Genomic DNA, 22,868 nt, shown 5'->3' on the forward strand with positions numbered 1-22,868 from the left:
CCTGAGTGTGTAGTATGGGGCGCGTCGCGACGCGCCCCATACGCACGGTTGCGCCGCTTCCGAAGATCTTTCGTTTGTTATTTTTTGGCGGTAAAACCACCAAAAAATAACAAACGCCTTGGGGCAGCCCCAAGGCGTTTGCACAATACCCTGGGTAAGATGCCGGTGCTACCATAAGAAGTATGATTGGGTTACGTTTTGATACGGTGCTATGCACGAGGAGAGGGTCGCATTCTTCACGCATCCCTGCCTCCTGCCTTCTGAAAGATTATTATGCGTCTGCGTCTCATTCCTCTCCTCGTCATGTTCAGTCTTGTGCTGGTTTCGACTACACGTGTGGATGCCATCAACCCACCGGTGGGTGGGGTCATTCTTACCAACGATAGTGGGGGTGTGCTGCTGAGTTGGTCGCCTGATGTGGCGCAACAAGCACTGTTTGATGCTGGCACGCCACCACCCCGTCAGGTGGTGGCACTACGTTTGCCCGCGCATGCGGATGCAACACCCCAAATTCAGGTCTTGGAGACACGATCATGGCAGGGCGATCTCCCAGTTCTCCCGGTGCCGATCACCGATGAGGGGAGTAGTACACTGCCAGCACCCGGATACACTCCCCCCAGCCAACCCACCGCCGCGCTGACGATTCTGCGTGAGGGGGTGTTGGATGGTCAGTATACGGTGGTCTATGCGATCAACCCGATCTATTTGGGTAGCGCTGGCCCGACGGCGATTACGCGGATCAAAGCGTATGTGCCAGAGGCGCGTCTGCTGGATGCGGCGGGAGCTACGCTGAATGCCGATACGCCCCCGTTCCAGGATCTGGCCGCTGCACCTAGCCCGCTGGCCAACCGAAGCTCGTGGGAGATCACGGTGACACAAGCCGGTATTCAGTCGTTGAGTGCGGCTACGCTCAGTGGGGTGGGGGTGCCGCTGAATGATCCCAGTCTGCTGCGGGTCTGGTTCAAAGGGGTAGAGGTGCCGCTTGAACTGCGTACCACGAGTGGTACTCTGACCGAATTGCGCTTCTATGCGCCAACCCCCGGTGATCGTTATAACAGCCAGGATCGTTATTGGCTGACGGTTGAGGGGCGTGCGGGCCCGACGATAGCGAATGTGAATGCGACGCCATCGGGTGCGGTTGCATGCCAGACAACCGCGCTGGGCCGGGGTGAGTGGCGGCTGAATACGAGTTATGAATCGCGGCTGGCGGGGCCGGATGGGAACCACTTCTTTGTAGGGCAACTCTCGGTTGCCCCCGCTCCTGCCACCGAGGATACCGCGACAGCGACGTTTACCTCTGCGTTGCCATGGGCAACTGCACCCACTACGATGACGCTCACGGTGCATGGGGCGAGTGTGTATCTTGGTGCGCATACCATGAAGGTGACGCTGGCTGGCAATCAGCAGACGGCAACCTGGGGTGGGTCGGGTAATACGGCCCAGCAGTTTGCCTTCAACACGAGTGCGTCCCAGGCGGTTGTAGCACTGGTGCCGGGCAGTGTGACCGATGGGGTGCATCTGGATAGTGTCGCATGGGAGTCGCCGGTTCAACTGCGCTTTGCTTCCAAAGGGGCGATCTTTGTTGGCCATAGTGGTCAGCAGTGTTATAGCCTGAGTGAATTGTCCACCGGGGCGACTTTCTATGATGTGACGGTGCCATCTGCGCCGGTGCGCCTCTCTGCGCCAGGTAGTAGCTTTGAAGTGAATGTGACGGGTGCCCATACCTATCTGGTGACGGGATCGGGAACGCTGCATACGCCAAGCATCCGGGTGCGCCCTCCCGTGGATCTGGCCACTCCGCTGAATGCCCAGGCCGTCTATATCATCCCCAAAGCCTTTGTGGCGGCCCTGGCTCCCCTGGTGAGCCACCGCCAGAGCCAAGGTTATAGCGTGGCGGTGGTCGAGACCCAGGCGATCTATGATTCGTGGTCGAACGGGCAGGTAGACCCAGATGCGATCCGGGAGTTTTTACGCTACGCCAATGATACCTGGGGAACCAAGCCGCAGGCGGTGATCTTGGTGGGGGATGGAACAGCCGATGCGCGCAACTATCTGGGGATCGGGCAGACCAATTGGATTCCACCCTATTTGGCGACGGTGGATGACATGCTGGGTGAGACGGCATGCGAAAATTGTTTTGTCCAACTCAATGGCAATAGCCCACTTGATGATTGGATGCCGGATCTGATGCTTGGGCGCTTGCCGGTGAAGAGTGCCAACGAATTGACGATTTTGGTGCAGAAGATTATTGCTTACGAGACATCCAAAGCGGTGGGATCATGGCGCGGTCGGGCTGCGTATATCACCGACGATGCTGATTATGCTGGTGATTTTCCGCTGATTGCCGATGAGAGTATTGCTTCACTGCCTACTGAAGTGAAGGCTTCCCGAATGTACTATGATCCGAGTGCACCGACGGATCAACCATGGCGGGTGAAGGACTCATACGCAGCCTTCCAAGAGACGATGCGTACAATCAATAATGGTGCGCTGACGGTGACGTTCATTGGTCATGGGTTGCCGTATCAGTGGGCGTATACCGCAGCATCGAGTCAGCCGAATGTTCCGACGGATATTCGTTACTTGCTGGGCGTGGATTATGCGACTGATCTACGCAATGGGGCGCGCCTACCCATTGTTTTGAGTCTGACATGTCTTAGTGGGCAATTTCAGGTGCCTTCGTATCGCGGTACCACGATTGATGAGGCGTTGGTGCTCAATCCGTATGGGGGTGGCATTGCGACTTGGAGTTCAACTGGAACCGGGGTGCTCCACGGCCATGATGCGTTACAGCGAGGGTTTATGCGTACCCTTTGGGCTGATCCTTACGGGGCGTATCCGCTGATTGGGAGCCTGACGATGGCCGGCTATACGGAGCTCTTTACCAATGCCTATTGCTGTGAGGATGCGTTACGTACCTATACGCTGCTTGGCGATCCACTGACTCCGGCGCAGATAGAGGTTGGCCTCTATGAGGTGATGTTGCCGTTGGTGGTGCGCTAGGATTGATGGGGTTTGGTGGCTACGCCGCCAAACCCCATCAACAAAAAATGGGTAGGAGTGGCGTAGCCGCTCCTGCCCATCTTTTTCATGGATAATGTCCTACCTGCCAATCATCACGTTATGGGTAATGGTATCACTGAGCTACCGCATAACTATCGGTAGGTAGACATATTCATTGACCGCCTCAATCGTCACGGTTACGGTGATCTCGTCGCTGAGCGTCCCGTCCGAGACGCGCACGACGAAGCTGTCGCTGCCGGTGTAGTTGGCCGTAGGCGTGTAGGTGATGGCCTTGCTCGTGCCGGTGCCACTCGCCTCGGCGCTGCCGTGGGTCGCAGCGGTGGCAATGCTCCAGGTGAGCGGATCGCCGTCGGGTTCGCTACCATGGAGGGTGAGGGCGAAGGGCGTGGGGCTGCCATCCTCACTCATGGTCACGCTGGCACTCGGCCCCTCGCTGATCACGGGTGCGTTGTTGACCCGCATTATGGCAACTGAGTGAGACCCTCCCGCAGCGATGGCGACCACGTGACTCAGCCCACTTGGCACACTCCTCTGCCCATCCCCATTGGCGCCCCACGCAACAATGGTGCCATCAGACGTGAGTGCCATGCTGTGATACCCTCCTGCAGCGATGGCGACCACGTGGCTCAGCCCACTCGGCACACTCGTCTGCCCAGACCAATTGACGCCCCACGCAACAATGGTGCCGTCGCTCTTGAGCGCCATGTTGTGCGACCATCCCGCAGCGATGGCGACCACGTGGCTCAGCCCACTCGGCACACTCGTCTGCCCAGACCCATTGTAGCCCCACGCAACGACGCTGCCGTCGCTCTTCAGCGCCATGCTGTGATACCATCCCGCAGCGATGGCGACCACGTTGCTCAGCCCACTCGGCACATCCGCCTGCCCATACTCATTGTCGCCCCACGCAACGACGCTGCCGTCGCTCTTCAGCGCTATGCTGTGATACGCTCCCGCAGCGATGGTGACCACGTGGCTTAGCCCACTCGGCACATCCGTCTGCCCATACCCATTGTCGCCCCACACGACGACGCTGCCGTCGCTCTTCAGCGCCATGCTGTGCGTCCATCCCGCAGCGATGGCGACCACGTTGCGCAGCCCACTTGGCACACTCGTCTGCCCATACGCATTGTTGCCCCACGTAACGACGCTGCCGTCGCTTTTGAGCGCCATGCTGTGCGACCATCCCGCAGCGATGGCGATGGCATTGCCGAGATCGGTGGGCACGTTCGTCTGCCCAGACCCATTGTTGCCCCACGACCGAGTGACACTGTTCGCTACCAACGCTATGCTGTGATACGCTCCCGCAGCGATGGCGACCACGTTGCTCAGCCCGCTCGGTACAGTCGTCTGCCCATCCCCATTGTAACCCCACGCAACGACGCTGCCGTCGCTCTTCAGCGCTATGCTATGAGACCCTCCCGCAGCGATGGCGACCACGTTGCTTAGCCCACTTGGTACACTCGTCTGCCCAGCCCCATTGGCGCCCCACGCAACGACGCTGCCGTCGCTCTTCAGCGCTATGCTGTGCAAGTATCCCGCAGCGATGGCGACCACGTTGCTTAGCCCACTTGGTACACTCGTCTGCCCAGCCCCATTGGCGCCCCACGCAACGACGCTGCCGTCGCTCTTCAGCGCTATGCTGTGATACGCTCCCGCAGCGATGGCGACCACGTGGCTCAGCCCATCCGGCACAGTCGCCTTCCCATACGCATTATTGCCCCACGCAACAACGCTGCCGTCGCTCTGCAGCGCCATGCTGTGGGCATCTCCCGCAGCGATGGCGATCACGTGGCTCAGCCCACTCGGCACATCCGTCTGCCCAGACCAATTGGTGCCCCACGCAACAACGCTGCCGTCGCTCTTCAGCGCCATGTTGTGGAACCGTCCAGCGGTGATGGCAACCACGTGGCTCAGCCCACTCGGCACATCCATCTGCCCAACCCCATTGTCTCCCCACGCGACGATGCTGCCAACGCCCCGGGCTTCAGCAACACGGGGCGCAGGTGGCGCAAGAGTGACGAGCAGAGTGAGCAGGATGAGGAGGGCTATACTGGTGATCGGGGGGCGCATGGCGAAAGTCTCCTGATGATCATAGACGATTCTGGGTCTCACCACGGCATTACCAATTAAGTATACGCTATCCGCTCCAAAACCGCTGAATTAGGCCGCTGATGGAGCAGGGCATGGGTAACGTCGCTTTTGCCCCCACCCCAACCCGCCCCCGCTGGGGGCGGGAGCCGGATTCCTCCCCCTGGCTGATGATGAGGAGGCTGCTCGTTCCGGCGGGTAGCTCCACTGAGATGCTGTGGCTCCAGGTGATGTTGCCCTTGGTGGTGCGTTAGGATTGATGTGGCTGCTCCCATGTGACATGAGGAATGGGTTGATCGTGCTCATCCGCGATCATCACGTTCATGAACCAGAACCACGGGTCTTCGTCGGCGGGGTGCTGGCTGATGATGATGAGGCTGCTTGTACCGGCGGGGATCTCGACCGGGATGCTACGGCTCCAGTCGGGGTTGACCCGATACCTGGCGGCGGGGATGTGGTGTTCGATGGCGATCTCGGTTCCGTTTAGGTAGATCTGGGGTGGGTGCGGGGCGTGGTAGGCAATCCGTATTCGCTGAGCCTCGCGGATGCTGAGCCAGGTACGGGCATAGCCGTTCAGGGTGCTGTCGGTTGGATAGGTACGAGCGACTTCGGTGAAGGGTATTCTGAAGTGTTCGGTGAGGCTCTGGAATTCAGCTTGCTCTGGGTTGTGCTGAACTGTTTGCCAGTCCAGATCGTTGCTGCGCTTTAGGGCTTCGGCTAGGGTCAGGGGTTGTGTACTGGGCCGGACGCAGATCTGCCAGTGGCCAATGGTAGGAAAGAGCGGTTGCGCTTGGATCTGGTGTCGCAGTTCGTGTGCTCCCCACTGGAGTTGGAGTTCCAACGACCAGCAGAGGCTGTGGGTGGTTCCGTTCCAGGTGAAGGGACAGGAGAGGATGCGATCTTCCCCACTTGGCTCTAACGCTACAACCTCCTCGCGCACTCCGTCTGGCCCGATCATACGCCAGGTGACCACGCCATGCACGGGGCTACCGTCACCCGCTGCCGCGATGACGAGGCTGCCTAGACTATGCACGGCATCCTCAGGGGTGGTGTGCTGGTAGAGGCGTGCCCACGGGCCTCCCAGCCGGGCGATGGCTCGGCTGCGCCCTGGTTCTGCTACGTAGAAGATCTGTTCGCTGTCGAGGCTGCTGGCTCCAATGAGCCGCTGCGCATGGTCTCTCCGTATGTGTTGATTGCGCCGCTCGCCAAGCAGGCTGGCGGGTTGGCCAAATTCAACCTGCACCATGACGCCTTGCTCACGAGGGCGCGGGGGTAGGCTACAGATGATGCGTTCGTCCAACGCATCGTATACCCAGTCATTCCAGACCACCCCATCTACCAGGATGGTGTCGGCGGGGAGGACGTATTCTAGGTGCAGATGATCGCGGCGTATACGGGGCAGATCGGGGCATGTGCCTTCGCCGGGGCCAATTTCTATCTGCATCTGGCAGCCGTTGTGCGCCATCCGCATGCTGACGGGGGTCCATTCGTAGGCTCCGTCGCGGTAGGCTTCGCCTTCACCTGCATCGGCGTAGATGCGGGTGGCTCCGGCATGGCCGGGGAAGATGCTGAAGGTGAGGGTGTCGGCGGGTTGTTGGTGGCTCCGGAGGGCTGGTGGGGCGAGCGGGATGATGGCACCTGCAGGTACGAGTTGGGGGATGGTGTCGAGTTCGGCTTCGAGACGCACCCATGCGGGGCCGTGGAAGGTTTCGCCACTGTTGCGCTCGATCCATACGCCCGGTGGTACCCACACATCGGCTGGGGCAAGGCCACTCACTGGGTCGCTGGGATGGACGATGGGAGCCACAAGTATCTGGTCACCGAGCATGTATTGTTCGCGGGCGATGTAGGCGGCGGGTTCCTCAGGCCACGAGTAGTAGCATGGCCGACACGGGGCGAGGCCACGATCTGTGTGGATGCGGGCGAGAGTGTAGAGGTAGGGTAGCAGGGTGTAGCGGGTCTGAAAGGCGGTTCGTGCTGCGGCCAGGATTGCGGACGGGAAGGCCCAGGGGCGGCGTTCGGCCCACGAGGATTTGGTTGAGTGCAGGCGCAGAATAGGGCTGAGTGCGCCGACTTGAACCCAACGGGCATAGAGTTCTGGCTCGCAGGCGTCAAAGTGGGCACCAATGTCGTGGCTCCACCAGCCGTAGAGGACGTTAGCGGCGGTGGCGGTGAAGTAGGGCTGGAAGCGCAGGGCTTCCCAGGTGGCGAAGGTGTCGCCCGAAAAGCCGATGGGGTAGCGGTGGTTGCCTAGCCAGCCCCAGCGGCTGAAGGTGATCGGGCGTCGCCCCTCGCGCCGCTGCATGTCGCGGGTGTGGAGGTGGTTGAGCCAGGGGAGCGGGTCGAGTCCGGGGAGTTCGCACGTGCGCCCCTGTTGCCAGTCGAGCCACCAGAAATCTACGCCTTCGTCTTCTAATGGATGGTGCAGGTGTTCAAAGTAGGCCCGCACAAACGTTGGGTCGCTGATGCGGAAGGGGATGGGTTGGGCTGTGGCTGGATCGTGGCCGCAGGCCGCCGCAACCGCCGGGTATGCGGCTTCATGGGGATGCACACCATCGGCGGGGTGCAGGTTCAGGGTAACGCGCAGCCCTTGTTGGTGGAGCCACGCGAGGAACCCAGGTGGATCGGGGAAGAGATCGCGGTTCCAGGTGTAGCCCGTCCATCCGGGGAGATGCCAGTCCATGTCAATCACGACGGTATCGAGTGGGATCTGGTGGCTGGTAAAATCTTCTACTAATGCCCGCAACTCTGGCTCGGTGTAGGCGTGGTAGCGCGACCACCAGGCACCCAATGCCCAGCGCGGGATCATGGGGACACGCCCACCAAACTGGGCATAGTCGGCAATTGCGGCGAGGTAGTTGTGGCCATACCCGAAGAAGTACCAGTCTTGCTGCTCGCCTGGGGCGGGCGGTTGCACCCAGCCACTCTGGGGGTCAAACCGTACACTGGCACTATCATCAACCAGGACCCACCCATCACGCGAGATGATGCCGGGTTCTAGTGCCGCAGCACCGCGACACCCATCGAGGGTGCGGCGCGCCCCCCGCAGGTTGTGGATGTCGGGGGTGCCGGGGCGCCAGCAGATGCTCGCGCCCGCAACGATCAGGTGGATCTCTAGGCTGGCAGGCTCGAAGCGCCCGCCACGGTAGAAGATGCGCAACGCCCCAGTGTCTATCATCAGTTCCTGACCCGCTTTTTCGTACCGAAAAGGCGGAGCTTTGGCGTAGCGGGAGGGGAAGGCGTAGCTGGGACGATCATCATGCTGGTCATCGGTTGCCCATTGTATGCGGATCAATCGTGGGGTTAGCATGGTGAAGCGAGCATTCCCATAATTCACCACCGCCGCAGGATCAGGCATGGGAGTCCCATGAAGTCCGAGACGGGTGATCGTTGGTTCGGGCATGGGTCTCCTCCTATAGCAATCCTATCGGGGGTGTACACCTGTCCCCCTCAGCAGCCGCAACAGAACGCAAAGAACACACATACTATGTAAACACCCATGAATAGTTACCCTATGCTATCATACTCCGTAGACAGATCGCCATTTGAGGGTATTGAGTAACTATTCACACTTAGACATGGCTTGTAACCACTTGACAATTCGCCGCCGAACGGCCCTCACCCCCAGCCCCTCTCCCGTGGGCTTCGCCCACAGGAGAGGGGGGCACATGACTGAGGTATCCCGGAGCGTATCCCCCCCTCGCCTGTTCGCGCAGCGAACGGGAGAGGGGGGCTAGGGGGGTGAGGGCCATAACGCACGTGTCAAGTTGATACGCGCCTTCTGAAACCATGTCTTAGGGTAAAAAACCTTCGCGCCTTCGCGTCTTCGCGTGAACAATAACGTTTCTCTTACCCCAAGTGTGAACAGTTACGGTATTGAACAGCAAGGAACGATCATGGACAAAGTAGCCTACGTGGTGAGTGATCTGCATCTGGGGCCGGGATGGCTGCCCGATGGTACGCTCGATCCGCTGGAGGATTTTACTGCTGGGGATGATCTTGTGCGCTTTCTGGATCGTATCGGCACGAGTGGCAACCCGGTTGAGTTGGTGATTGCGGGGGATTTTTTGGAGGTGCCCCAAACCTTGCCCCATGTCGGGTTAGCCTCGCCTTCAGATTATCTCGGCACGACGGAACAGGAGTCGCTCCAGCGGGTGCGGGTGATTATGGGTAAAAACCCGGAGATCGCCAGCGGGCATCCGCAGGTCTTTGCCGCCATGCGCCGCTTTATGATGGAGGGAAACTCGATCACGATCATCGCCGGGAATCATGATATTGATCTCTTGTGGGGTGAGGTGTGGGCCGAGATCTTTGATGCGATCTATCCTCCGGGTGCTGCCGGCAATCTGATGCTCTATGAGTATTGTTATACGCTCGGTAATGCGCACCACGGTCGGGTCTATATCGAGCATGGCCACGAGTATGATAAGGCGAACTCCTTCGGGGATCGCATGACGATGCCCTTCGCCTTTGATGCGCATGGGGTGCGCCGCCTGAAGCGTTGTTGGGGTACGCTCTTTGTTGAGAAGGTCTATAACCAACTCGAACGGGAGCGTTGGTTTATTGATAATGTTAAGCCGATCCCCAAGGTGATGAGCCTGGGTTTACGCCACGATTTCCGCTTTACGGCGACGGCACTGGGCTTGTTGGCGACGTTCTTGCTGACGAGCCGCTTGCCGCCGATCTTTGGTGGGGTGCTCGGAGCCACGTCGGAGACGGTACCGCCGCCAACTGATGAGGTGGTTGCAGCACTGGCTGAGGATGCGTTGCGGGCACAGATTGAGGCCCAACTTGATGACCCCGCTTTCCGCGCCGAGTTTGAGCAGGTCTTGCTGGGCGCAGACCCCACCAGCCTGGGTGCGGCAGTTGCTGGGGCCGCCCCAGCGCTGAGTCTGGAGGAGGCTTCCGGCGAGATCCTGGTGCTGGGTGGGGCGGGTGCTGAGGGTGATGACTACCGTCGGGCGGCGCGGGCGGTGCTGGAACAGGATGCGGCGATCACGACGGTGATTATGGGGCATACCCACGGCCCGATTGATGGCTATACCCAGCCGATCAGTCTGCCTGATGGCCGCACCGGCTACTATTTCAATAGTGGGACATGGACGCGCCACCTCAAAGATCAGGGTCGTGAGTATGACTGGAATGAGATCGCTGATCCGACGAATTATCACTCGTCCAATACCTATATCAAGCTCGAACCCCAAGCCGATGGTGCGTACCGGGCGACATTGGGAAACTGGAGTGGCTAGAAGGAGTCTCTGATGCGTTACCGACGGCTTGGTGATACGGGTATGAAGGTGAGTGCGGTCTCGCTGGGTGGTTGGATCAATTTTGGTGAGGGCAAGACGCCCGCCGATGCTGCACGTGAGGTGGTGGTGCGCGCCTATGAGCGTGGGGTTAATTTTTTTGATCTGGCGGATATTTATGGTCGGGGTGAGGCGGAGCGTCAGATGGGGGCGATCCTGCGTGAGTTCCCGCGCCATCGGTTGGTGATCTCCAGTAAGGTCTTTTGGCCGATGAGTGATGATGTGAATGATCGCGGGCTGTCGCGCAAGCATATCTTCGAGAGTATTGATGCGAGTCTGGCCCGCCTGGGCACCAATTATCTGGATATCTATTTTTGTCACCGTGCCGACCCTGAGACGCCACTTGAGGAGACGTTGCGGGCGATGGACGATCTGGTGCGTATGGGGAAGGTACTCTATTGGGGAACCTCGGAGTGGGAGGCTTCGCAGATCGCAGAGGCGCATGCGCTGTGCGAGCGGGCTGGATGGGCCAAGCCGAAGGTGGAGCAGCCGCAGTATTCGATGCTCTACCGCGAGCGGGTCGAGAAGCAGATCATGCCGATCACCCAACCGCGTGGCATCGGGTTGGTGGTCTGGTCGCCGTTGGCGCAGGGGATGTTGAGTGGGAAGTATGATGACGGTGTCCCCGCTGATTCACGCTTCCAGCGCGAGGCGTGGGCACGCGAGCGCTATCTGAATGAGCAGAATGTGGCGCGGGTGCGTAACCTCAAAGCCATTGCGGACGAACTGGGCATCACGCGCTCGCAGTTGGCCTTGGCGTGGGCGTTGCGCAATACCGGAGTAAGTAGTGTGATTATCGGGGCTACCCGCGCTGAGCAGGTGGAGGATAATGTCGGTGCGGCTGAGGTGGATCTCGGTGCTGATGTGCTTGGTGCAATTGAGACGATTCTTGCATAACGGTTCACACTTGGAGTAAGGAAATCCCATCATCGCCGGGTTCCCCGATCATCCCGTAGGGGCGAAGCATCGCCCTCCATGGATCAGGGGAGCCCGAACGATGTTGGCGGGCGATGCTTCGCTCCTACAATGGATTCCCCCGCGCCGCGCTGATCGCAGCCCGTATGTTACGCTCAGGTGTGGGGATGGGCATCACACAGCCCGGTGCTGCTATATAACCGACACCACCGGTCTGGGCGATGCCAGCAGCGACCTGTGCGCGTACTTCGTCGGTACTGCCCTGCAATAAAGCCCCCCACTGCGCAATCCCCCCCGCAACGGCCTTCGAGACGAGTGCTTGCCCCTCACGCAGCGATGGCCCAGAACGCTGATCATCCCAGTTCACGACCTGTACCGGGTAATCGGCCACGAGCTTGAACATAAGTTCTTCGCCATGGATGTGCAGGACGTTAAACCAGCCCGCTTGGGCCGCCGAGAGAACTTCGAGATCTGAGGGGCGGCCCCAGTGCATATACTCCTCCTCAGACATCCGCTGGTAGGTGGCATCAGCCGTGGAGAAGAAGACTCCCGCCGCCCCAGAGGCAATCACGGCCTCCACAAAACTGCGCCAGGTCTCGATAATCGTCGCAAAGCCGCGCTGGAATATTTCGGGGTGCCGCCGCCGCCAGATGATCGCCCGCGCACCTGCGAGACATGTCGCGACGGTGAGTGGGTTGAAGATGGTCTGAATGACCGGGGTCTCACCGGCTCCCGCGATCACCAAGTCGAGGCAGCGCAGTTGGCGTGCCAGCGCACCCTGCTGAATCGTCTGGGGGCGCAGGGCTTCCCACTGTTCGAGGCTGGTTATCGGGGCGGCTCCCTTGACCAGATCACCTTCGGGGTTGCCGTCATAGACGCCGGTAAGGCCGGCATCTTCGGCCACAAAGACTTGCGAGGGGGTAAGTTTGATAAAATCGAAATCGTAGCGGCGTTGGAAATCGAGGGTGGCTTGGGCCAGATCCTCGGCGACCTGATCTTCGGCGGGCCAGTGACGCCAGAGGGCGATGGGGGTGTGCGGGGTAGGTTTGCGGGCAATGGTGGCCAGTAGGAGATCATGCTTACTGAGCATAGGGCCTCCAGTCTTTAGTTACACGCCGCTAAGCTCAATAGCAGCAGCGCTTGAATACCACGTCCAAGGTTTTCGGGCACAATATACTCGTCGGTTCGATGGGCATTGCCTCCATCGGTGATACCGACGCAAACGGCGGGGATGCCCAAGCTGAGTGGGATGTTGGCGTCAGTGCTGCTCTGCTGAAAGTTGATGGTGGCACCGGCTGATTGGTAGGCACTCACCGCCGCCTGGACAAGAGGGTGATCACGGGAAATCGCGCCTGAGGGCCGATCTCCCACACTGATCGCTTTGACGTGTACCTGTGGATGTTCATTGTTGGCAGCGTGAATCAGGCGATCAACATGGCAAAGCAGTTCTCCTAATGCAGGAGCACTGACGGAACGCATGTCGAGCAGCATATTGGCATGTTGCGCTATTGTGTTGACCGAGGTGCCGCCTTCAATGGTACCAATGTTGAAGGTGGTACGCGGATGGCGCGGGACACTCAATTCGGTGATACGGGTTGCCAGCCGCACGAGGGTATGGATGGCACTCGGATTACCAAAATTTCCCCATGCATGTCCGCCTGGCGCAGTCGCCTCGATCCGATAGCGGCGCACGCCGATGGCATAGTGGTGTAGGGTCCCGAAGTCGCACCCTTCAAGAACGATGACGCTGCTGATCGTATGGCGTAGCTGCTCAATGACCGCCCGCATGCCGCGTAGGTCGCCCAAGCCCTCTTCGGCGATATTGGCTACAAACCAGATATCGCGCTGGTTCGGGAGATCATGCTGGGTGTAGAGTTGCGCCAGGTGCAATAGTGCCGCCACCCCGGTGCTGTTATCACCAATCCCTGGCCCATAGACTCGGTTCCCTACGTAGCGAATGCTCAGGTCGGTATCTTGTGGGAAGACGGTGTCGAGATGAGCCGAGACGAGCAGGCCGAGTTGGTGGGTCGCACCGGGTCTGCGGGCATAGACGTTGCCCATGTCATCTTGGACAACATCGTGCAGACCAAGACTGCGCAGTCGCTCAGCCACCAATTGGCCACGGCGTTGTTCTGCGAAGGTCGGAGCAGGCACCTGCTGGATGGCGATCACGGTCTCCAGAATAGGCTGGTAGTGTATGAGGTCAGCGATGGCCCGTTGCACAGCGGGATGCGAACGCCAACGGTGAATATCCATAGCCGTCCCTTGGGGTTCAATTCGGGGTTGTCGTAGCGTTGATTATGGCCTATTCTCATCCGACTGTCAATTTGCCACGCCATGGGACTCGTGGCATACTGACGCATTAAACCACCGACGAACGAGCGAGAGGAGTGGGCTATGTCGTTACTGGCGACAACCTCGATTGCCACGATTGCCGACTATGCGGGCCAGACGGTGACGCTGTCGGGCTGGATTCATAACAAGACCGAGAAGGGGAAACTGATCTTTCTCATGCTGCGTGATGGCAGTGCGATGATTCAGTGCGTGGTCTTTAAGAAGAATGTGAGCGAAGCGTGTTTCGCCCATGCGCAACAACTCACCCAGGAGTCGGCATGTCGCATCACGGGCGGAGTGCGGGCCGACTCGCGAGCACCGAGTGGCTACGAACTAGATGTTCAGGATGTTGAGATTGTCAGCATCACCGAAGATTACCCCATTTCGCCAAAGGAGCACGGGGTTGAGTTTCTGATGGAACATCGCCATCTCTGGGTACGTTCGAGCAAACAGCACGCGCTGTTGCGAATCCGCGCTGAGGTGATCGCGGCTGCCCAGGAGTGGCTGAATGCGCAGGGTTTTATCCGCTTCGATACGCCGATCTTAACCGCAACGGCGGCTGAGGGAACCACCAACCTCTTTGGCACCGACTATTTCGACCTTGGGCGGGCCTATTTGGCCCAAACAGGCCAACTCTATGTTGAGTCGGGCATGATGAGTTTCGGGAAGGTCTATTGTTTCGGGCCAACCTTCCGCGCCGAGAAGAGCAAGACTCGCCGCCACCTGACCGAGTTCTGGATGATCGAGCCAGAGGTCGCCTTTGCGGATCACGATGACAATTTGGCGCTTCAGGAGCAGTTTGTCAGTGCGATTGTGCAGCGCGTATTGGAGCGGCGCAGCGAGGATCTGCGCGTTCTTGAACGTGATCTTGAGCCACTCAAACGCATCGTACCACCCTTCCCGCGCCTCAGTTATGATGAGGCTATCGAATTGATCCGCACTAAGCACCATGAGGTCGAGGGGTGTCTGCCGATTGCGTGGGGTGAAGACTTCGGGGCGGCCCATGAAACCCTGATCGCCCAACAATTTGACCGCCCGGTCTTTATTGAGCGCTTCCCCAGTGCGATCAAGGCATTCTACATGCAGCCCGATCCGAACCGCCCCGAAGTAGCACTGTGTGCTGATCTGCTCGCCTCCGAGGGTTATGGGGAGATTATTGGTGGTTCGCAGCGCATCCATGATCCAGTGTTGCTCGAAGCGCGTATCCGCGAACATGGGCTGAGTATCGAGGATTACCGCTGGTATCTCGATCTGCGTCGTTATGGCACGGTACCCCACAGCGGCTTTGGGATGGGCATCGAGCGTGCCGTCGCATGGATCTCCGGGACGCGGCATATTCGCGAGACGATCCCGTTCCCGCGTCAGTTGTACCGACTCTACCCATAGAGCATGTGCAGAAGCAAGTTCTTTCCGGGAGCCTGCGGCTCCCGAAGCCCCCGCTACGACGTAACTGGCTGAGTCCCAACCCTTCGTTTTTGTTATGGCTTGGCGGCTGCGCCGCCAGACCATAACAAAAAAAGCTTCGGAGGCGGCTACGCCGCCCCCGAAGCCCCACGTTAACGAATGACCGTTCGGCGTAGATTCGAGATTGCCCCCTGAGCAGTCGTAATATACGCCTTATAGACATTTGCGCGTCCAAGGATCAGGGGCGTCGCAACACCCACCAGCAGGATGGCCGGTATCCAGAGCAGAACTCCCAGGAACTGCGCTAACCAGGCGAAAATCAGGCCACCACCAACCAACAGGTTCAGCATGGCGGTACTGCCACGCTGGACATACGCCGCGCCAATCACCTCGCGCAGATTAGCGATAATCAAGAGCAGCCCCACGAAGGCTCCGAAATGCATGGTGAAACTGGTATTGAGGAAGCGGATTAGCAGATAGATCACGACCACCAACACCGCAGCGCCCGCCACATAGAGATAGATCGGCTTAATACGGAGGCTCCCGATCATGATGGAGCCACCATTCCCATTGCCGTTATACATCGTCGTTTCCTTTCCTGCCGGTAGATAGCCGGGTATTGTCTGGCAGTATGACGATATAAGAACGGTCTCTGTTGCAGGTTACTCATCAAAGACGGCGCGCACCCGAAACATTCCGTCCTGGGCATCTGGGGCGTTCGCCAACACCTGATCGAGAGACAAGGTACCAACGACACCATCGGGGCGTAACACACTCGTCAACCCCGTCACCTGGGCGGTGATCGGCACCCCAGTCACATCAACCTCTTGCAGCATAGCGATATAGTCAAGAATATCCGAGAGCTGACCGCGCATATGCTCAAGCTCATCAGGGCTGAGGCGCAAACGAGCCAGGCGGGCAACGTGGGTTACTTCGGCAGTCGTCAATGACATAGAGAACCTCATAGGTAGTCTGTCCACGCAATCTGCTGGTTCAACACACAGTACCTTCGTGTACAGACAGATTAGACAGATAAAAAGTACTCGCCCCCTACATCATACCCGAAACTCAGGCGTGCTCGGTTGATCCCAACTTCCGCAATAGACGCCGAGTATACAGGAGGCGCTGCATCGCTGTCAGATGCGAGGCCACCCCCACCAAGATCACCGCCCACTCAAGGATCGCCATCTGCGGCAGAAGGGGTTGCAGGAAGAGACCCGCGATCAACAGCGCTAACTTCTCCTGACGCCCCGCAAAACCGACATTACACGAACTGATCTGGCCAGTCGCTTCAGCCCGCGCCCGCACATAACTCGCCATCACCATCCCAAAGAGCGCAAAAACAACCCAGATCGAATGCACAACCCCCGCAAGCATAACCCCCGTCAGGATGAAGAACTCAGCATAACGATCCGTCACATGATCCAACACCGTACCATACACACTCGCCGTATGCGCCGCCCGTGCAGTCGCCCCATCAAGTACATCAGCCAACCCAACCAGCAAAATCCCGCCAATCCCCCACCAGAAGTATGACTGGGCGATCAGGTAACTCGCAACTAGACTCAACGCGAGGCTAAGGTAGGTAAGCATATCCGCCGTCAGACCCAAGCGCATACAGACGCGCCCTAACGGCAACGTGATGCGCTCGTAGGACTGGCGCACCCGCGCAAGTAACGGCACCATAACCAGCCCCCCCTCGTAACTATCCTCGATTCAGATCACGTGCGTTAGCTTCGACAAGCTCAGCCAACCTCTGCATCCGCGATCCCAGGAGAATTCGTACCTCGCATCACAACCCATCCGTGAAACTAGTTACAAAAATCACAACTGGGAATGTAGATGCGGTAAAACCTGGTTAGCCCGATGCTTCGCCCCTCCCCCGCGCCACCAACATCATCCTGTGCGAGCGGGGCATCCGTACCTTCGAGTTAGCCCGATGCTTCGTCCCTCCTCCGCGCCACCAACCACTCCCAGCGCCGCAGCACCTCCGCCAGCGGCAAAGCCACCTCCGGCCCCGTATCCTCGATCCAGAGCGACGCCACCGCCGCCCCCATACAGCCGGCGCGATAGAGATCATCCGGGTTCTCCAAATACGCATGGATAAACCCGGCCATGTACGTATCGCCCGCCCCGGTTGGATCACGCGCATCGGTCGGGTACGCCGGGATGAGCAGTTGGCGCTGTCCATCATCAATGAACGACCCTGCCTCAGCCAACGTAACAATCGCAATTGTACAGCCCAGCGCCCGCAACGCCCGCGCTGCTGCGGCAACATCACGGCGCGGATCAATCCCGGTTAGGACGTGAGCCTCGACCTCATTGGCCTTAATGACACGACACCAAGACGCCACTTCAGCAAAATCAGCAGGAACATAGTGTTCGATGCGCCCATCAGCAGCGATACGCCGCAACATCCCCTGCGGATCGAGGAATATCGGCGCATGTGTCTGGGCACGGATGGCTTGCCACAACCCCAGCGGCGTCTCCTGTAAGATCGGTCCGATCACGATTAGATCAGCCTCAGTGATAGCCGACGGAACATGCGTAATCGGATCAGCAAGCCCCAACACATCCAGCGTGCGATCACCCCGCTGATCATAGATCAGCCGGAAACCACCCGTTTGGGATGCAGGCTCCATCCAAGCCCGCACCCCAAAGCGTTCCATATCCGTCACAAACTGCAACTGGAAATCAGCCCCAACCCGACCAACAAGCTCAGCCTGATGGCCCAAGCGGGACAGTGCGAGGCATGCATTGGTCGAACAGCCCGAAAGAACCCGCCCAGGGGTAGCCACACGCGGAGTACGGATCTCATCGTAGACCGGGTTACCAAACGCGAGAATGGTACGCATAGTCATCGTACAGAATACAAGCCTAGCCAGTGATCCTACAACTCATCCTCACCACCCAAGCGCTCATAGATCTGTTGCAGTTGATCATCGGTATAGAGCGTAATGATGAGCTTGATCGTCCCGCCAGAGCGAACGATCTGCACCGGCGTACCCAGCAACGCCTCGAAGATGCGGCGCGTTTCGGCGTCCTGCGCATTCGACGCGGGCGTAGAACGGGGCAGATCGGAATCCTCATCCATCTCACGCGGTACCCGCACCTCATCGGCGGGCGGGCGGGGAGCCTCGCGTTGCAGTGGCGGGACACCGCCGAGCAGGATTTTGCGATCTCGCACCTGTGAGATCGCCGCCTCAATACTCACCCCCTCAGCCACAAGCCCACAAAAACGCTCCGTCTCGCGAGAACTCAGCCCCACCGAGAGCGAAAGTTCCAACACCCGTGCCTGCTGGCCAACATCATCAATCCGCAAGAGCGCCTGCGCCTGTGCAAGGGTAATCGTCCCCACCAAGAGCGCCTGGCGCACATCGGGAGCAACCTTCACTTGGAGCGCAATATCGGCAATCCGCTCCGTCTCCCGAACACTCAGATCACGCCGGAGGATCAGATCGAGCATCACCGACTGAGTCGCCACATCCTCAAAACGCAGGAGTATTCGACCATGCCCCGCCGAGATCTTATTGTCCAACAACGCCTGACGGGCTGACGTACCCAGTTTAATCAGGCGGCGCATATTCACCACCGCCACCCGACTCTTGCCCACCCGCTTGGCGATCTCATCATCCGAGAGACCAAACTCATCCTTGAGCGTCTGGTACGCCTCACCCTCTTCAAGTGGGTTCAGATCCGAGCGCTGGACATTCTCGACCAAGGCTAGTTCGAGCAGTTGTTGGGGCGTGGTGCTACTCTTCACCAAAGCCGGGATCTCCAACAACCCCGCATTGCGTGCCGCCCGCCAGCGCCGTTCACCGGCAATCAACTCAAACCCACCCGTCTCATCCTCACAGACGATAATCGGCTGGATCACCCCATGCTCACGGATCGAAGCTGCCAACTCATCGAGCGCATGCTCATCAAAACGGGTACGCGGCTGACTCCGATTCTCGCGGATGCGATCAACCGGAATCATGCGCACCGTCTGCGTCTCTGGCGTTGCGTTCCCAATCAGCGCATCAAGACCGCTGCCAAGACCACGTCTGCGACTCATGAAGCCTCCCGCTGTAACACTTCATCGGCCAGGGCCGCGTAGGCCTGGGCGCTACGACCCGTAGGATCGTATTCTGCAATAAGTTTACCGTAGCTGGGGGCCTCGGAGATGCGCACACTTCGCGGAATCAGAGTACGGCAGATCAGGCGCGGGAAGTAGCGCTGTACCTCCTCAACCACCTGCTGGGCCAAATTGGTACGTCCGTCGTACATCGTCATCACCACCCCGATGATACGCAGAGTGGGATTGAGACAATCACGCACACGATCCAGCGTCCCCTTGAGTTGCGTCAGACCCTCAAGCGCCAAATACTCACACTGCAACGGGATCAATACACTTTGAGCAGCACTCAACGCATTGAGGGTAAGCAGACCAAGAGAAGGCGGGCAATCAATAATGATATGATCGTACCGTGAGGCCAACTGCTGCAACGCATCAGCCAGACGCCGCTCGCGCCGTTCGGCGGTGACCAACTCCACCGCCGCGCCAGCCAGATCCTCATCGGCGGGTACGAGATCAAAACGCTCGCGCCCCGTCGTAATCACAACCTGCGATGGATCAGTCGTCTGCATCAACAAATCATACGTCGTAGCCGCAAGGTTACGCTTCGCAATCCCCAAGCTCGTGGTTGCATTACCCTGAGGATCAGCATCTACCAACAAGACCCGCTGACCACGTCGAACCATCTCGCCCGCCAGATTGACAGCCGTGGTCGTCTTACCCACCCCACCCTTCTGGTTGGCGATAGCAAGAATAGGGACACGTCGAAGCTGAGAAGCCGGTTTCTGCATAAAATCCCGTAGGGGCGAAGCATCGCCTTCCAATGAGTCTGGGTAACACAAGCTACGTTGGAGGGCAATGCTTCGCCCTTACGCAGGAGCATTGTAACATGATCAGGGCAAGACACTCAGCGGATTGACGGCGCGCCCATTCACCAACACCGTAAAGTGCAGATGAACCCCGGTTGAATAACCACCACCCGCTCGATCATAGGTACTGCCCATCCCGCCCAGATACTGCCCAACCGTCACCTCATCACCCGCCGCAACATCCGGTTGCGCCACCAGATGGCCATAGATCGTCTCCACACCACCTGAATGACGGATCTTGACACAATAGCCATAGCCACGACACCAACCCGCCTCGCGGACCCAACCAGCGCGCGCCGCCACAATCGGTGTCCACGCCCGATTGGCAATATCAATCCCATTATGGAAACTACCCCAACGCGGTCCAAAGGGCGAGGTGAGCGTCCCACGGGCCGGCCAGACCCAACGCGGCGGGGGTGGCGGAAAATCATTCGTCTCCGGCAGTGACTCAACCAATTCGGGACTCACGTGCAGCAGATCCGAGCGAATCCAACCAGTCGTGCCCGCAATCTCCACCTTCAACCAATCCGCATGGCGAGCACGCAACCCCACCTGCCGCCCACGCTCAAGCTTGATCTGGCGATCATACTCGGTACCCGGCCCCTGGCGTAGATTCGCCTCATCCACCTGCACCACTCCCACCGGTTCCGCGCCACGCTGGGCCAGAGTCGTCAGCAAGTGTTCATCGAGCGGCAACACACCACCCGGCACAAAGATCTCCATCCCAACCGCCAGATCCTGCGCATCAGCAAGCCGATTGGGGCCAAAGGTCAAGAGCGCCTCCGGGGCAACCGCCATACGCGCCGCCAACGAAGCCACATCATCACCGGGGCGCACCACATACACCACCCCGGAGACCCGTGGGATACGGAGCGGCTGACCGAGCATCAGCGCATCACCACGATCCAACCCATTCGCCCAGATCAGCGAAGCGAGGCTCACCCCATAGCGTTCGGCCAGATCCCCCAGCGTCTCAGCCTCGGCCAAAAGATGCAGCGTGCGAAACGCATCCGTCACCGCGAGGGGCTGACTAACCGCCGGAACTAGTGGATCAATCACCTCATGGGGCAACGCAGCATAGCGCAGCATCGTCGTCCCCACCACCTGACCAGTTGGAGCAGGCATCAACATAACCGCAGAATCGTGCAGCGGAGCCAGCAGCCAGCGCGACCAGTGCGATTGCACCTCACCCAGAGCAACGAGCAGCACCAACGCAATCAACCCAAGGTGCCGACGTAACGGAGACACCAACGTGCGCCAGGAAAGCGTGGAAGGGTCGGGCTGAAGGTGGGACACAAGCACGTGGGGAAGAGGAGAACGCCCAGTCTGAATCTGAACCAGTGTCACACGCGCCAAGAATACCCGCTGACGCGCCTGGCGCCAACGCTGGCGGGTAAACAACCCTAACCGAGGTAATACAACTACAACCCGTGGGTGCATAGAACAGACAGAACATCGCTGGAAGCCACCAAGCACGTGGGCGTCCTCAGCGGATGCGTAGTAAACGCAGATGAGAATACACCCGCCCTAACAGTTTGTCAATCATAGCCAGATTTAGCGCATTGGAATGCACTATTCAAACTGCATGAAGAACCACGGATTAACCCCAAGCACCTTGACGGACATAGAAGCATCGTGCTAAGATACCATTATTCCTGTATCGGTCGTCCCCACCCGACACACACATGGCGGGCTCGGTCGTCCCCTCAACCCATGAAAGGCCGACAGATGATCCGTGTAGTTGTAGACAGCATCCGCGTAAGCCTCCTAACGCAGAATCGCGTTGTTGTACTGCGCGAGACGGATAGCACGCGCTATCTGCCAATATGGATCGGCCCGTTTGAGGCGGAGGCAATCGCGATGGCCATCCAAGGCCACGAGCCAGTCCGTCCCCTCACCCACGATCTTCTCAAGTCACTCATTGGCGACTTGGGCGGGCAGATTAGCCACATCTTTGTGAACGACATTCGTGACAGCACCTTCTATGCACGGATCGTGATCGAGCAGGATGGCCGCACCATTGAAGTGGATGCCCGCCCCAGCGATGCGGTCGCGCTTGCAGTACGCACCGAAGCACCGATCTATGTCGAAAGCCACGTGATCGAACAAGCTGGCATCTACTTCGACGAAGATGAACAAAGTACTGCCCCCGAAAACACGGCCACCAGCCCCGAAGGTGAAGCCGGAAACGAATCAGATGTGAGCGATGAGTCACTCTCGATCTTCCGCGACTTCATCAATACCCTCGACCTCGACAACCCAGAGCAAGGTAGTACAACTTCCTAGGTAATGACAAAAAACAGATGCGCGATGTGTGAGGCTGGATCATCTTCATCCAGCCTCTTTTTTTATCTCTTCGCCAACCCGTATGCTATAAATTGTGGATAAGTGCCGTTCATTTGTGGATAACTTGTACCAATTGTGGATAAGTGGTGACAAAACCGGTGGACGAGCATGGGAGAAGCGTGGGGAAAAGCGGCTGAGTCGCCCGATGATGGGGAGCATGTGGAGATCCTTCCACACATTATCCCCACACGATTCATGCCACCAGAATGCGGTCATGACCTATGTTTTCCACATCCTCCACATGCCTACTACATGTACGAGATTCCTCTCTCCTTTTTTCAACATGAGAGAGTCATGAAGATCATGACGAACTTGAAAGAAAACCCGTGCCCGCTCCAAAGTAACTGCTCACACTTGTCCTAGCTTCCAGTTTTTGACGCAGAGGCGCAAAGCCTGCAACAAAACCTTTGCGTCAATACAAGATTTCTTTTACCCCAAGTGTGAATAGTCCGTAAATTAAGTTTCCAGGTCTTTTTGCGACATAGCACTACCCACCCGCTCACCTTGAACGCCCGCAACGGG

Annotated in this window: 17 protein-coding genes; 6 read left to right on the forward strand and 11 right to left on the reverse strand. The window is 58.7% G+C overall.

Translation table 11 applies throughout. From position 1 onward, the window contains the following. The first annotated feature begins 273 nt into the window (after positions 1 to 273). Entirely contained in the window at positions 274 to 3,003 is a 2,730-nt protein-coding gene (locus tag EKD03_RS13880; protein ID WP_129631951.1) for a C25 family cysteine peptidase, read from the forward strand. Positions 3,004 to 3,144: 141 nt separating this feature from the next. Here the strand turns inward: EKD03_RS13880 and EKD03_RS13885 are convergent, their stop codons facing one another. Then, positions 3,145 to 5,097 carry an RCC1 domain-containing protein gene (locus tag EKD03_RS13885; protein ID WP_129631954.1) on the reverse strand — a complete coding sequence of 651 codons (1,953 nt, stop codon included), beginning with the start codon at positions 5,095 to 5,097 and terminating at the stop codon, positions 3,145 to 3,147. 113 nt (positions 5,098 to 5,210) lie between these two features. Here EKD03_RS13885 and EKD03_RS18470 point away from each other — a divergent pair, with 113 nt between their 5' ends. Beyond that, on the forward strand, positions 5,211 to 5,369 hold the full coding sequence (locus EKD03_RS18470) for a hypothetical protein (RefSeq protein ID WP_161569269.1): 159 nt from the start codon (positions 5,211 to 5,213) through the stop codon (positions 5,367 to 5,369). Here the strand turns inward: EKD03_RS18470 and EKD03_RS13890 are convergent. Continuing rightward, complete coding sequence (locus tag EKD03_RS13890) at positions 5,366 to 8,518, reverse strand: glycoside hydrolase family 31 protein (protein ID WP_129631957.1); 3,153 nt, start codon at positions 8,516 to 8,518, stop codon at positions 5,366 to 5,368. The two genes, EKD03_RS18470 and EKD03_RS13890, sit on opposite strands and share 4 nt — an antisense overlap. Before the next feature lie 493 nt (positions 8,519 to 9,011). On the opposite strand from EKD03_RS13890, the gene EKD03_RS13895 reads away from it, so the two are divergent. Beyond that, positions 9,012 to 10,364: a metallophosphoesterase family protein gene (locus tag EKD03_RS13895; protein WP_129631960.1), complete on the forward strand. Its 1,353-nt coding sequence runs from the start codon at positions 9,012 to 9,014 to the stop codon at positions 10,362 to 10,364. 12 nt (positions 10,365 to 10,376) lie between these two features. Further along, positions 10,377 to 11,318 carry an aldo/keto reductase family protein gene (locus EKD03_RS13900; protein ID WP_129631963.1) on the forward strand — a complete coding sequence of 314 codons (942 nt, stop codon included), beginning with the start codon at positions 10,377 to 10,379 and terminating at the stop codon, positions 11,316 to 11,318. 124 nt (positions 11,319 to 11,442) lie between these two features. Here the strand turns inward: EKD03_RS13900 and EKD03_RS13905 are convergent, their stop codons facing one another. Both EKD03_RS13905 and EKD03_RS13910 read right to left on the reverse strand, forming a co-directional pair. Next, on the reverse strand, positions 11,443 to 12,426 hold the full coding sequence (locus EKD03_RS13905) for a uroporphyrinogen decarboxylase family protein (RefSeq protein WP_129631966.1): 984 nt from the start codon (positions 12,424 to 12,426) through the stop codon (positions 11,443 to 11,445). A 14-nt stretch (positions 12,427 to 12,440) separates the two neighbouring features. After that, complete coding sequence (locus tag EKD03_RS13910) at positions 12,441 to 13,592, reverse strand: M20/M25/M40 family metallo-hydrolase (protein WP_129631969.1); 1,152 nt, start codon at positions 13,590 to 13,592, stop codon at positions 12,441 to 12,443. A gap of 141 nt (positions 13,593 to 13,733) precedes the next feature. On the opposite strand from EKD03_RS13910, the gene asnS reads away from it, so the two are divergent. Then, positions 13,734 to 15,056 carry an asparagine--tRNA ligase gene (asnS, locus tag EKD03_RS13915; RefSeq protein ID WP_129631972.1) on the forward strand — a complete coding sequence of 441 codons (1,323 nt, stop codon included), beginning with the start codon at positions 13,734 to 13,736 and terminating at the stop codon, positions 15,054 to 15,056. A 170-nt stretch (positions 15,057 to 15,226) separates the two neighbouring features. Here the strand turns inward: asnS and EKD03_RS13920 are convergent, their stop codons facing one another. The 7 genes from EKD03_RS13920 to EKD03_RS13950 form a co-directional block, all read right to left on the reverse strand. After that, entirely contained in the window at positions 15,227 to 15,658 is a 432-nt protein-coding gene (locus EKD03_RS13920) for a hypothetical protein (RefSeq protein WP_129631975.1), read from the reverse strand. Positions 15,659 to 15,736: 78 nt separating this feature from the next. Beyond that, positions 15,737 to 16,027, reverse strand: a complete 291-nt coding sequence (gene gatC / locus EKD03_RS13925) for an Asp-tRNA(Asn)/Glu-tRNA(Gln) amidotransferase subunit GatC (protein ID WP_129631978.1) — start codon at positions 16,025 to 16,027, stop codon at positions 15,737 to 15,739. A 115-nt stretch (positions 16,028 to 16,142) separates the two neighbouring features. Continuing rightward, positions 16,143 to 16,760: a CDP-alcohol phosphatidyltransferase family protein gene (locus tag EKD03_RS13930; RefSeq protein ID WP_129631981.1), complete on the reverse strand. Its 618-nt coding sequence runs from the start codon at positions 16,758 to 16,760 to the stop codon at positions 16,143 to 16,145. Between the two features lie 245 nt (positions 16,761 to 17,005). Beyond that, positions 17,006 to 17,929, reverse strand: a complete 924-nt coding sequence (locus tag EKD03_RS13935; RefSeq protein WP_129631984.1) for a PfkB family carbohydrate kinase — start codon at positions 17,927 to 17,929, stop codon at positions 17,006 to 17,008. Positions 17,930 to 17,964: 35 nt separating this feature from the next. Then, the gene (locus EKD03_RS13940; protein WP_129631987.1) at positions 17,965 to 19,131 is read right to left on the reverse strand and encodes a ParB/RepB/Spo0J family partition protein; all 1,167 of its coding nucleotides are present in this window, start codon (positions 19,129 to 19,131) and stop codon (positions 17,965 to 17,967) included. After that, positions 19,128 to 19,922, reverse strand: a complete 795-nt coding sequence (locus EKD03_RS13945; protein WP_129631992.1) for a ParA family protein — start codon at positions 19,920 to 19,922, stop codon at positions 19,128 to 19,130. Before EKD03_RS13945 ends, EKD03_RS13940 begins: the two co-directional genes overlap by 4 nt. Positions 19,923 to 20,024: 102 nt before the next feature. Further along, on the reverse strand, positions 20,025 to 21,248 hold the full coding sequence (locus EKD03_RS13950; protein WP_238613524.1) for a peptidoglycan DD-metalloendopeptidase family protein: 1,224 nt from the start codon (positions 21,246 to 21,248) through the stop codon (positions 20,025 to 20,027). Positions 21,249 to 21,728: 480 nt separating this feature from the next. Between EKD03_RS13950 and EKD03_RS13955 the strand changes: the two genes are divergently transcribed. Continuing rightward, positions 21,729 to 22,286, forward strand: coding sequence for a bifunctional nuclease family protein (locus tag EKD03_RS13955; RefSeq protein ID WP_129631995.1), 558 nt, complete (start codon positions 21,729 to 21,731; stop codon positions 22,284 to 22,286). Positions 22,287 to 22,868: the final 582 nt, after the last annotated feature.

Origin of the sequence: Candidatus Oscillochloris fontis (genome assembly GCF_004138135.1) — a bacterium.
Taxonomy (GTDB): Bacteria; Chloroflexota; Chloroflexia; order Chloroflexales; family Chloroflexaceae; genus Oscillochloris; species Oscillochloris fontis.

Coding starts and splice junctions, on each gene's coding strand:
- EKD03_RS13930 (WP_129631981.1), bottom strand. CDS start 16,760: ATGGTGCCGTTACTTGCGCGGGTGCGCCAGTCCTACGAGCGCATCACG.
- EKD03_RS13880 (WP_129631951.1), top strand. CDS start 274: ATGCGTCTGCGTCTCATTCCTCTCCTCGTCATGTTCAGTCTTGTGCTG.
- asnS (WP_129631972.1), top strand. CDS start 13,734: ATGTCGTTACTGGCGACAACCTCGATTGCCACGATTGCCGACTATGCG.
- EKD03_RS13935 (WP_129631984.1), bottom strand. CDS start 17,929: ATGCGTACCATTCTCGCGTTTGGTAACCCGGTCTACGATGAGATCCGT.
- EKD03_RS13900 (WP_129631963.1), top strand. CDS start 10,377: ATGCGTTACCGACGGCTTGGTGATACGGGTATGAAGGTGAGTGCGGTC.
- EKD03_RS13920 (WP_129631975.1), bottom strand. CDS start 15,658: ATGTATAACGGCAATGGGAATGGTGGCTCCATCATGATCGGGAGCCTC.
- EKD03_RS13895 (WP_129631960.1), top strand. CDS start 9,012: ATGGACAAAGTAGCCTACGTGGTGAGTGATCTGCATCTGGGGCCGGGA.
- EKD03_RS13945 (WP_129631992.1), bottom strand. CDS start 19,922: ATGCAGAAACCGGCTTCTCAGCTTCGACGTGTCCCTATTCTTGCTATC.
- EKD03_RS18470 (WP_161569269.1), top strand. CDS start 5,211: ATGGGTAACGTCGCTTTTGCCCCCACCCCAACCCGCCCCCGCTGGGGG.
- EKD03_RS13955 (WP_129631995.1), top strand. CDS start 21,729: ATGATCCGTGTAGTTGTAGACAGCATCCGCGTAAGCCTCCTAACGCAG.
- gatC (WP_129631978.1), bottom strand. CDS start 16,027: ATGTCATTGACGACTGCCGAAGTAACCCACGTTGCCCGCCTGGCTCGT.
- EKD03_RS13905 (WP_129631966.1), bottom strand. CDS start 12,426: ATGCTCAGTAAGCATGATCTCCTACTGGCCACCATTGCCCGCAAACCT.
- EKD03_RS13910 (WP_129631969.1), bottom strand. CDS start 13,592: ATGGATATTCACCGTTGGCGTTCGCATCCCGCTGTGCAACGGGCCATC.
- EKD03_RS13940 (WP_129631987.1), bottom strand. CDS start 19,131: ATGAGTCGCAGACGTGGTCTTGGCAGCGGTCTTGATGCGCTGATTGGG.
- EKD03_RS13890 (WP_129631957.1), bottom strand. CDS start 8,518: ATGCCCGAACCAACGATCACCCGTCTCGGACTTCATGGGACTCCCATG.
- EKD03_RS13885 (WP_129631954.1), bottom strand. CDS start 5,097: ATGCGCCCCCCGATCACCAGTATAGCCCTCCTCATCCTGCTCACTCTG.